Here is a 10795-nt window from a genome sequence, read left to right on the forward strand (position 1 = left end):
GCAGAGCGTTTCTTATGAGAAGTACATCACAAGATTTACAGACCCCTAAAAATTGTTTCCTTCACACGAATGTGCATTTCTTTGAGCCCCTCCAGCGTAACCCTCTGTTCACGCATATACGTTTGAGCCACATCGACGAGGTCTTCGGGATTTCCATCAATAACAATAATCAGACTGTCCTTCTCCCCCGACTTACGGCTGCTGCTTTTTCCTGAGGTATCGTCTATCCAACGTGCCGTGAAGCTCTTCAAGTTATTGAATTCCTGGGTCTCCATAGCGTCCTGAAGCGCCATAGTTATCAGATTCAAACGCTCGGCGCCCAAAACCTGAATTGAAATATCCGCAGTAGCACCCGAAGGAACCTGAAGTTTATTGCGCTGCACGGTATATTGCACTCGCATTCCCTGCGAGAACTGCGCGTTTTGCAGGGTTCGCAGATTTTCCTTGATCTTGTTCCATGCGCCCTTCGTAAGGCTTACATTGACGTTGAGGATATTCGAATCTTTATCTTTCTCAATACTCAACGTATCAACGGCATAGCGAGGTACCGAAACCCCAAGAATTGTTCCCCACTCAGCTTCGGATATTCCTTGTGGGGCAGGAATGGTCATAGCTGCTTCATTATCCGCGGGTTCAAGAGTAATGGACTCGGGGTGTCCATATTCCCACAAGGCCGAAAGAGCACGTGCGGTACCGGCAGAATCTTGTCGCCCACGACTCGTTATCGAGATACGCCCAATAAGTTCAAGATCATCCTCGGAGTTATCGTCCTTGTTCCGACCCTGAATCGTAAATTCTTCGACCTTGAGATAGGTTCCGTCAATATTCTCTCGAATATCGCGCTCCCATTTTTCAAGCTGTTTCCTCCGCGAAACAGTCGCCGCCGCCTCATCGCCTAATATTCCGGCACGGGCAAATTGGGGCATCATCGCAACAACGTCGGCAGCCACGATGCATCCCGCCGTCAGCAAAAGCGAGCGCCTGCTCAGAGAATTCACGCGCTGAGGAACATATTTCTTCCATCCGCTAGACTGAGCATCTTTGTGTGCAACATCGTTATTTTCCGCGTTCTGCGACATTACGATATTCCTTTCACCGGTGAGTGAGATTCTACGTTTTTATCTCTACTCCCAGAATACCCAATACCGTCGCAGAAGAACTCATCAGGACTGTCTCATCCGCTTCACATCACATGAGATTACGTTCAGGCAGATTAGTACGCGCGCCATAAACATTTAAAGCTGTGGGGCAAGAATTACTGCAATTCTCGCCCCACAGCTTTGTCTTCGGATTATCCTAGGCAGATTCAGCTTTTTGAGTCTCTTCTTCATGCTGCCCGGCGTTGTTTTGTTCAAGTGCCTCGTTCTGGAGTGTCACATCGGCTGCCGCAAGTTCGGCAATACGGATTTCCCCGGTAGTGGGGTCATCATAGGTGACATATTCAGGATGCCCCTCGATCTCAGTACCGTCATTTACGTGAGTCTCCGATATTAAGAAACCGTGTGCACCTAAAATTTTGGCGACTCGGTCAATATCTTGAGGGGTTGGTGTATGGTCTACCACACGACGAATGTATTCGTTAATGCGTTGGTCACTTACATACGCCTCGCCGCGAGCGGCACGCGACTGCATAAGACGACGCACAACTTCTTGAAGCTGTTCATCAGTCAAACGCATTTTCAAAATTGCCATAACCGCTGCACGGTCTTGAACAGGAACGTCCTTCGGGTAACCGACACTGAGCCAGTCAACAACACGCGAGATGATGTTTTTATCCGGCATCGGATACCTCCTCTATACGTTCATCATATCTATCTTCAAGCATGTATTTAGTGACCTCCACCGGTCACACCAAATATATTCCACCCAAAAGTATGGAAGATGAAATCTTTGGCGACCCACAGAATGCCAATAAACACAATTCCTATGATGATAGCAAATACAACGCTCGCGGCAATCTTTGAACCGCGACTAGGAGGCTGAATCTCGATGAGTTTACCGTCTGCCGTGTACTCGGTATCCCCCGCCAGCAAGCGCATTCCAAAGGCGTAGAGTGCTGGCAAACCGGCACCTAAGAAAAGCCCGGCAAGAACAACAGGGACGATCTTTTCAAACAATTCGAAAAGAGACATTATGCACCCGCCTTTTCACGTGCCGGAGAGGATAATTCAGGAATGTCTTGATCATCGCTCTGGCGACTCTCAAGAGTTTCGTCCTGAGTCTCCTCTGCCTTGCTGTCATTCTTGCTGTCGTTCCAATCGGCGGTCACGTTCGATGCGTCCACAGCATCCTTCTGGGAATGGCGCCACATCCAGATACTAAAGGCCAGCAGGATCAAGAAGACAACCAACTCACCCACGTGATGAGTGTTCGTCAGGTTATTCAGTCCCGTACCAATCAGCCACGTAATAGCACCGATAGCGGCAGCGGCGGGAAGAGTAATAACCCAGGCGATCACCATACGCCCGGCAACACCCCAGCGTACTTCTGCGCCTTTACGACCCAAACCGGTACCCAGAATTGAGCCGGTAGCAACATGGGTGGTCGAAAGTGCCATACCAAAGTGCGAAGAGGTCAGAATAATTGCTGCGGAGGCTCCGTCGGCGGCTACGCCCTGCGGGGTATCAACTTCCACAATGCCCTTACCCAGAGTGCGGATAATGCGCCAGCCGCCCAGGTAGGTACCCAAGGCAATGGCTATGGCACAGGATGCTTTGACCCAGAACGGGATAGCATCGTCGTCTTTTACGGTACCGGAAGCAACTAGGGCTAGGAAGATCACGCCCATAGTTTTCTGCGCATCGTTGGTGCCGTGCGCCAAGGACATAAGGGATGCGGTGCCCACCTGACCCCAACGGAATCCGTTGGTCTTCTTATCATCAGATACCGGCGAGGCGACGCGGTATACCAGCCATGTACCCACCGTAGATACAAGAGCCGCTACAACCGGGGACATCACGGCGGGAATTACGATCTTGGAAACAACGCCTTCCCACTGCACACCATTGAGCCCCATAGCGGCAAGCGCGGAACCGATCAAACCACCGAAAAGAGCGTGAGAAGAACTGGAGGGAAGCCCAAAAAGCCAGGTCAGCACATTCCAAAGAATACCGCCTACAAGACCGGTAAAGACGATCAACATAAGATCGGAACCGTTGGTACTGATATCAATCCTGTCAAGGTTTACCAGCCCTTTACCGACGGTTTTAGCAACCTCAACGGATAGAAAGGCACCCACTAGGTTCAGCGATGCTGACAACGCCACCGCTGTCTTAGGCTTAAGCGCACCGGTAGCGATGGAGGTCGCCATCGCGTTTCCGGTATCGTGAAAGCCGTTTGTGAAGTCGAAGGCCAGTGCCGTCAACACCACAATCACGAGGATGATAAGTTCAGTAGTCACATTTTGATTATGGAATGTCTCGCGTAAAATCTAAAGTATTCTTCCCTGAAACGAAATAACACTTAAAACAACATAAACCAACACAATGCCTGTGGGCTACAATGCCTCATCTTGACCTAAAAACCCGAGAAATAAAGGATATACGGATAATAAATCCACCATATATCACGAGCCTTTTCCATGGTTTTCTGTGGTTTATAGCGTTTCCTAAGATTCTCCCCAACAGCAGGTCTCCTCATGTATAACACGTGTTCATCTACTGTTCATGTAGATGCGAGGATTTATGACGCAGCGCGATTATAAGGTTTGTAGTTCCATCTAGGAACACTACATATTTGAGAGAATTTAGCGGAATTTTGGTAATAAAACGAAGGACCCCGAGTTCTATACTCGGGGTCCTTTTCTAAAACTAGTCCGGCGACAACCTACTCTCCCACACCCATCAAAGTGCAGTACCATCAGCGCAAAGAGGCTTAGCTACTGGGTTCGGAATGGAACCAGGCGTTTCCCTCTCACTATAATCACCGAAACGTGGAGGCGAGGGGACTCGAACCCCTAACCCTCTGCTTGCAAAGCAGATGCGCTACCAATTGCGCCACGCCCCCGCATTAGCGGAAAATCGCTATGAAGTTCTAAATGGAATCTGTAGATTCCTGCCAGGCCTGACGGACCTGCTGCGACTGAACCTTTTTGAAGCCCAGAAATGCCACGATCGAGACAGCCGCAAGAACAAAGAGCTTTTTCATAGCAACCTTTCGTCATGGAGAGTGGGCGTACCAAGACTTGAACTTGGGACCTCTTCGTTATCAGCGAAGCGCTCTAACCGCCTGAGCTATACGCCCTCCCATTCCGGCGGAATTCTCCGCAAGAACGAAATATAACTATACAGATGTTTTACCCTGTTGCCAAATCTCTTAGATGTGCATTACAACACAGGTAGAAACCCCATAAAACCAGAAAACCGGGGGAGTATCACTCCGATACTCACCCCGGTCGATAACGCACAAAGACGGCGGTTTTAGATACTCAGGACTATCTTATGATTCGTCGCTGAGGGTCAGCGTAATACCACCCACGAGCTTAGCGGCCAAGTTATACAAAATTGCGCCGATCATACTCAAAAGCGTGAAGATAACGGTGTTAATGACCGACAGAATAGTCGTTGCCAAAGCCACCTGACCGATATTGACCATCTGGGTAATATCAATATTGGTGTTACCGGTACCCATGGAGGTTAAGATCTGGTTCACGCCAGTAAAAGCACCCGAGGCCTGCAAGAAAAGCCAGAGGATTACCGAAGCCACAATGGTCACAATGCCCAGAGCCATAGAGAGCAGGAAGACCATCTTCGCAACCGACCAGGTATCAATTCGCTGAACCACCAGACGAGCGCGGCGAATACGCGAACGCGGAACCGGGCGGATAGACTGGCGTCGTTGTCCCTTATTCTTAGGACGCGCGCCGTTGGCGGGACGCTTCGCAGGACGCTGCTGTGATGAACCACCAGGCTTAGATGCGTTGCTTTGCCGGTTAGAAGCATTCGTACCGCCCGCAGGGGATCCCTGTGCTGCGGGTGCCGTTTGTTTTCCTGGAGCCGACCCCTGTGGGTTTGCGCTCATTAGTTACCTCCGTCTACATCGGTGGATGCGGTGGTTGGCTTATTTTCTTGCGTATCCACCACCTCGGAATTTATCACAGATTCTTCTGTGGCTTCCACCTCAGCGTCGTCTTCTTTCTGTTCATCTAGCTGGCGATCTTGGTTACGAGCAATACCAATAATGCTATCGCCCTTACCCGGCTTCGCAAAGATAACGCCCATAGTGTCGCGTCCCTTGGCAGGAACTTCGCTCACATTGGTGCGAACAACCTTACCGCTCTGCATCACCACGAGCACCTCATCGTTCTCAGATACGATCAGGCCACCCACAAGAGCGCCACGACCTTCCACAAGCTTAGCAACCTTAATACCGAAACCGTTACGACCCTGAACGCGATATCCCTCAACATGAGTACGCTTGGCGTATCCGCCCTCGGTCACGACGAACACGAAGGACTCAGGGATAACAACCTGTGCCGAGATCAGTTCATCACCGTCACGGAACTTCATGCCGGTCACGCCCGAAGTCGAGCGCCCCATAGGACGCAGAGACTCATTGTTAGCGTGGAAGCGCAGCGACATACCATTGCGCGAGATCAGCAGAATATCATCTTCGGGAGAGACGAGGAACGCAGAGACCACTTCGTCATCATCACGCAGGTTAATCGCGATCAGACCGGCGGTACGGTTCGTATCGTAGTCGCTCAGGCGAGATTTCTTGACCAATCCACCCTTCGTGGCAAGAACCAGGTACTCGGCATCCTCATAGGTCTTCAGATCCATGACCTGAGCAATATGCTCATCCGGCTGGAATTCCAAAAGGTTTGCCAAATGCTGTCCCTTGGCATCACGCCCAGCCTCTTGCAATTCATAACCCTTGGTGCGGTATACGCGCCCCAAATTGGTAAAGAACAGAATCCAACTGTGTGTGGTGGTCACGAAGAAATGCTCCACAACATCGTCGCCGCGCAGCTGAGCGCCTCGAATACCCTTACCGCCGCGATGCTGGCTACGGTACTGGTCGCTGCGGGTACGTTTGATGTATCCGCCGCGGGTAATCGTTACGACGACTTCTTCCTCAGGGATAAGGTCTTCCATCGACATATCACCGTTGAAACCGCGCAGAATCTCGGTACGGCGGTCATCACCGTAACGATTCACGATCTCGCCCAGTTCCTCGGAAATAATCTCGCGCTGGCGATCTTCAGAGGCAATAATCGCATTGTATTCCGCAATGAGGCGCTGCAGCTCGTCGTGGCGATCCTGAATCTTCTGACGTTCCAGAGCCGCCAGACGACGAAGCTGCATATTCAGAATTGCCTGAGCCTGCGCTTCATCAATATCCAGGAAGTCCATCAAGGCCGAACGAGCTTCATCGGCTGTGGGGGAGCGGCGGATAAGTGCAATAACCTCATCCAGAGCGTCCAGAGCCTTGAGCAGACCGCGCAGAATATGTGCTTCTTCTTCAGCCTGACGCAGACGGTACCGAGTACGACGCACAATCACGTCCATCTGGTGGTTTACCCAGTGGCGAATGAAGGCATCAAGCGAGAGAGTACGCGGAACGCCATCCACAATCGCCAGCATATTGGCTGAGAAGTTCTCCTGCAGCTGGGTGTGCTTATACAGGTTGTTGAGTACAACCTTGGGCACAGCATCGCGTTTGAGCACGATCACGAGGCGCTGGCCGGTACGGCCGGAGGTCTCATCACGCAGATCGGAAATTCCGGTGACTTTACCTTCCTTGATGAGATCGGCAATCTTAATCGCCAGGTTATCGGGGTTTGCCTGGTACGGCAGCTCGGTCACCACAAGGCAAGTGCGCCCATGGATCTCTTCGACATTGACGACCGCGCGCATCGTAATGGAACCGCGGCCGGTACGGTAAGCATCCTCAATACCCTTGGTACCCAAAATGGTGGCGCCAGTGGGGAAGTCCGGTCCCTTAATACGCTCCATGAGGGCACTCAGAAGCTCTTCATTCGTGGCGTTCGGGTTCTTCAGGAACCATTCCACACCTGCGGCAACTTCACGCAGGTTATGCGGAGGAATATTGGTTGCCATACCCACAGCGATACCTGAGGAACCATTCACCAAAAGGTTCGGGATTCGCGCTGGCAGTACCGTGGGCTCAAGCGATTTACCGTCATAGTTAGGCTGAAAATCGACGGTATCTTCATTGATGTCACGCACCATTTCCAGGGCGATAGGTGCCATCTTCGTTTCGGTATAACGCGGAGCCGCAGCGCCGTCATTACCGGGGGACCCGAAGTTACCCTGACCGAGCGCCAGGGGATAGCGCATCGTCCAACCCTGAATTAAACGTACTAGTGCATCGTAAATAGCAATGTCGCCGTGCGGGTGGAATTGACCCATCACATCGCCAACGATGCGGGCACATTTATTGAAAGCACGGTCGGGGCGGTAACCGCCGTCGTACATTCCATAGATCACGCGACGATGTACCGGTTTAAGACCGTCGCGTACATCCGGTAGGGCACGACCGATAATAACCGCCATCGCGTAATCCAGATAAGAACGCTGCATCTCGGTCTGCAGATCTACCTGTTCAATATGACCGTGGGGATCGTCAAGCACAATCTCACCACTATTTGTGGTGACCTCGATATCTGGGTTTTCGCTTTGGTTTTCTTCACTCATGAGTTTTTCCGTTCCTCTGTGACTCTCTCGCTTATATTCCGTTTGGGAAATATAGCCAATTGGCTATATACCAAACCCTTTAGATATCGAGGAATCGAATGTCCTTGGCATTCTGCTGAATAAAGTCGCGGCGTGCTTCCACATCTTCACCCATCAGAACCGAGAAGATCTGATCGGCTGCAGCCGCATCCTCCATCTTCACCTGAAGCAGGGTACGGCGTTGAGGATCCATCGTGGTATCCCACAACTCGGTATAGTCCATCTCGCCAAGACCCTTATAACGCTGAATGCCGTTGTCCTTAGGCAGACGTTGGTTTTTGGCTTGACCGCGTGCCAGAGCCTCATCACGCTCGGCATCCGAGAACACATAATCATGCGGAGCGTTTGACCACTTGATGCGATACAGCGGAGGCTGTGCCAAATACACATATCCGGCTTCGATGAGCGGGCGCATAAAGCGGAAGAGCAGGGTTAGCAATAGGGTGGTGATGTGCTGACCGTCCACATCGGCATCGGCCATGAGAACGATCTTGTGGTAGCGTGCCTTCTCCAGGTCGAAATCGTCGCCAATACCGGTGCCAAAGGCCGTAATCATAGCCTGAATCTCAGCATTGGAAAGCGCTCGATCGAGGCGGGCACGCTCCACGTTGAGGATCTTACCGCGCAGCGGCAAAATAGCTTGGCTATTTGGATCGCGCCCCTGTACTGCCGAACCGCCTGCGGAGTCACCCTCCACCAGATAAATTTCGGAGATCGACGGGTCCTTTGAAGCACAGTCCTTGAGTTTGCCGGGCATAGAGCTAGTCTCCAGCAGACCCTTACGCCGAGTCGTCTCACGCGCTTTACGTGCCGCCATACGCGCCTGTGCCGCCGTAATAGCGCGGCGCACCACATCCTTGGCGACGGCGGGGTTACGATCGAACCAATCGGCCATATGATCGTTGATCTCGCGCTGGGTAAAGGATTTTGCCTCGGAGTTACCAAGCTTTGTCTTTGTTTGCCCTTCGAACTGCGGCTCGGAAATCTTAATCGAAATAACCGCGGTCAGACCCTCACGCACGTCTTCACCGGTGAGGTTATCGTCTTTATCGCGCAGCAGTTTATTCTCGCGGGCATAACGATTCACCAGGGACGTCAGCGCAGCACGGAAACCCTCTTCATGAGTACCGCCTTCGTGAGTGTTGATCGTATTCGCATAGGAGTGCACCGATTCTTTATAAGACCCGGTCCACTGCATAGCCACCTCAAGCGCCATATGACGCACGGTGTCTTCAGCCTCAAAGTAGATAATATCTTCGTTAATAACGGTTTTTGAACCCGCGTTGAGGAAGTGCACATAGTCGAAAAGACCATTATCGTAACGATAAGTGACCGTTCGGTGCCCTTCGGAGTTTGCGCCTACACGGTTGAGGGGAAGAACTTTATCTTTTTCATCCTCTTCTTCGGCAACCTCATCGCCCCCCTCAAACTGGTCACGCTCATCGGTGAGAGAAATTGTCAGTCCCTTATTCAGGAACGCCATCTGTTGGAACCTGGCACGCAGAGTCTCAAAATCAAACTCAACGGTCTCAAAAATCTCGGGATCAGGGTAGAACGTCTGAATAGTACCGGTCTTCTGAGAGGCTTTACCGCGGCGCAGGGGACCATCAGGAATACCACCGTTAGCAAAAGAAATGTGCCAGGAATAGCCCTGACGGTGGACTTCAGTTATAACCTTTTTCGAGAGCGCATTAACGACAGAAATACCCACGCCGTGCAAACCGCCGGAAACGGCATATCCGCCGCCGCCGAATTTACCGCCAGCATGAAGAACAGTCATAACGACCTCGACCGTGGATTTATGCTCGGTTGGATGCTCATCCACGGGAATACCGCGGCCATCATCTTGAACGCGCACACCACCATCGGCCTGAATTGTAACTTCAATATGACTTGCGTAGCCTGCAAGCGCCTCATCTACAGAGTTATCGACCACCTCGTAGACCAGATGGTGTAGACCACGTTCGGTTGTCGAGCCGATATACATACCGGGACGTTTACGAACCGCTTCCAGACCCTCCAAAACGGTAATGTCAGATGCGCCGTATTCATGGGGTTGTTCAGATGTCACGAGTGCGTAACTCCTTGGGGTAGATCTCATGCCCGGTGATGTATCACCGCTGCACCTAGATGAGCGCAGCATCAGCATATTCTCTACTATTCTACCGAATTTCACGACTTTACGCCCATATTTTGAAGGGTGTTGAACGGCTTATTTCGAATATACAGCCTTCTAAGGCTTTTCTGAGCATACTCACCCCGGTATGCGGTAGGGGATATATACCGTACCGTTATCTTCGTTTCCGGCGATTTAGGCCCTTATGACGCAAAAGTGTCAAATAAGCGGGTTATCCGTAGGTGTCTCGTACCCCTCGGCCTCCCGGTGCTCGTTTAGGGCCGCGCGATGCCCAGCGCCCGTTATTCGGCCCATAAATACGGATGTTCGTCACCACTCCTTCGCCAAGCTCACGCGCGAACATCTGCACAATCTGATTACGCATGAGCCTAAGCTGCGTTGCCCACGCGGTCGAATCACACTGCACATCGACCACGGCATTCTCAAAGCGCGTGGGTTTAGCGTGCGTGGCAAGTTCGGGCCCAACGAGTTCACTCCATCGTGCCATGACGCTGGAGACCGCCACGGGTTCTTTCCACCCGCGAGATCGAATCAGGTACGAGATCACGCCGTCAAGCGGTTTAGGATCGCGAGAATCTTCTCCAGAGGCTGTATAGCCTCCCAGCGCACGCATATCGACCCGCTGGGCGCGAGTTTTCCGCTGTCCAGGTTCGACGCTCATGGCAGAGCCAAATTCACGAAGAATCTTCTTTGCCGAGAATGCGTTGAGTCGCCCCTCACCGCGGGCTGCTGCGGCGGCGCGCATCCGTTCTACCATGGCGGCGGGGGCATCGACCTCATCACGATAGTATTCTTGCTCCGGATCAAGCGAAGATTCTTCATGATTCGACGCTTGCGTGCCTATTTCCTCACCGTCATCCCAGAGTTTCTCGCTCATGAGGGCAAATCCTCAGTCTGCGGTGCGTCTGTGGTTTCGGGCGCATATTCGGCGTGAGCGGCACTCACCCGCACTAAGCGGTAC

General features: G+C 52.0%; 9 protein-coding genes, 2 tRNA genes and 1 rRNA gene. All 12 read right to left on the minus strand.

The window, feature by feature from the left end:
* Window positions 1–35: 35 nt before the first annotated feature.
* The 12 genes from HMPREF2554_RS10890 to HMPREF2554_RS10940 all read right to left on the minus strand — a co-directional run bounded on the left by HMPREF2554_RS10890 (window position 36) and on the right by HMPREF2554_RS10940 (window position 10711).
* On the minus strand, window positions 36–1079 hold the full coding sequence (locus tag HMPREF2554_RS10890) for a Tat (twin-arginine translocation) pathway signal sequence (RefSeq protein ID WP_070555399.1): 1044 nt from the start codon (window positions 1077–1079) through the stop codon (window positions 36–38).
* A 217-nt stretch (window positions 1080–1296) separates the two neighbouring features.
* Window positions 1297–1782 carry a DUF3349 domain-containing protein gene (locus HMPREF2554_RS10895; RefSeq protein ID WP_004005920.1) on the minus strand — a complete coding sequence of 162 codons (486 nt, stop codon included), beginning with the start codon at window positions 1780–1782 and terminating at the stop codon, window positions 1297–1299.
* Between the two features lie 47 nt (window positions 1783–1829).
* Window positions 1830–2132, minus strand: coding sequence for a hypothetical protein (locus HMPREF2554_RS10900; protein ID WP_004005921.1), 303 nt, complete (start codon window positions 2130–2132; stop codon window positions 1830–1832).
* Window positions 2132–3400 (minus strand): inorganic phosphate transporter, encoded by a 1269-nt coding sequence (locus tag HMPREF2554_RS10905; protein WP_070555403.1) that lies wholly within the window; start codon window positions 3398–3400, stop codon window positions 2132–2134. Before HMPREF2554_RS10905 ends, HMPREF2554_RS10900 begins: the two co-directional genes overlap by 1 nt.
* A gap of 412 nt (window positions 3401–3812) precedes the next feature.
* Window positions 3813–3929: ribosomal RNA gene (gene rrf, locus HMPREF2554_RS10910) — 5S ribosomal RNA — on the minus strand.
* Between the two features lie 3 nt (window positions 3930–3932).
* Window positions 3933–4005, minus strand: a tRNA-Ala gene (locus HMPREF2554_RS10915).
* A 27-nt stretch (window positions 4006–4032) separates the two neighbouring features.
* Window positions 4033–4146 carry a DUF2648 domain-containing protein gene (locus HMPREF2554_RS11520; protein ID WP_115333524.1) on the minus strand — a complete coding sequence of 38 codons (114 nt, stop codon included), beginning with the start codon at window positions 4144–4146 and terminating at the stop codon, window positions 4033–4035.
* Between the two features lie 22 nt (window positions 4147–4168).
* Window positions 4169–4242, minus strand: a tRNA-Ile gene (locus HMPREF2554_RS10920).
* 195 nt (window positions 4243–4437) lie between these two features.
* Window positions 4438–5019 carry a DUF3566 domain-containing protein gene (locus tag HMPREF2554_RS10925; RefSeq protein ID WP_070534549.1) on the minus strand — a complete coding sequence of 194 codons (582 nt, stop codon included), beginning with the start codon at window positions 5017–5019 and terminating at the stop codon, window positions 4438–4440.
* Window positions 5019–7658, minus strand: coding sequence for a DNA gyrase subunit A (gyrA, locus tag HMPREF2554_RS10930; protein ID WP_070555406.1), 2640 nt, complete (start codon window positions 7656–7658; stop codon window positions 5019–5021). Before gyrA ends, HMPREF2554_RS10925 begins: the two co-directional genes overlap by 1 nt.
* 79 nt (window positions 7659–7737) lie before the next feature.
* Window positions 7738–9798, minus strand: a complete 2061-nt coding sequence (gene gyrB, locus HMPREF2554_RS10935) for a DNA topoisomerase (ATP-hydrolyzing) subunit B (RefSeq protein WP_210396063.1) — start codon at window positions 9796–9798, stop codon at window positions 7738–7740.
* Window positions 9799–10045: 247 nt separating this feature from the next.
* The gene (locus tag HMPREF2554_RS10940) at window positions 10046–10711 is read right to left on the minus strand and encodes a DciA family protein (protein WP_083297482.1); all 666 of its coding nucleotides are present in this window, start codon (window positions 10709–10711) and stop codon (window positions 10046–10048) included.
* Between the last annotated feature and the right edge of the window lie 84 nt (window positions 10712–10795).

The sequence above is a fragment of the Rothia sp. HMSC071F11 genome (genome assembly GCF_001809115.1).
GTDB lineage: Bacteria > Actinomycetota > Actinomycetes > Actinomycetales > Micrococcaceae > Rothia > Rothia dentocariosa.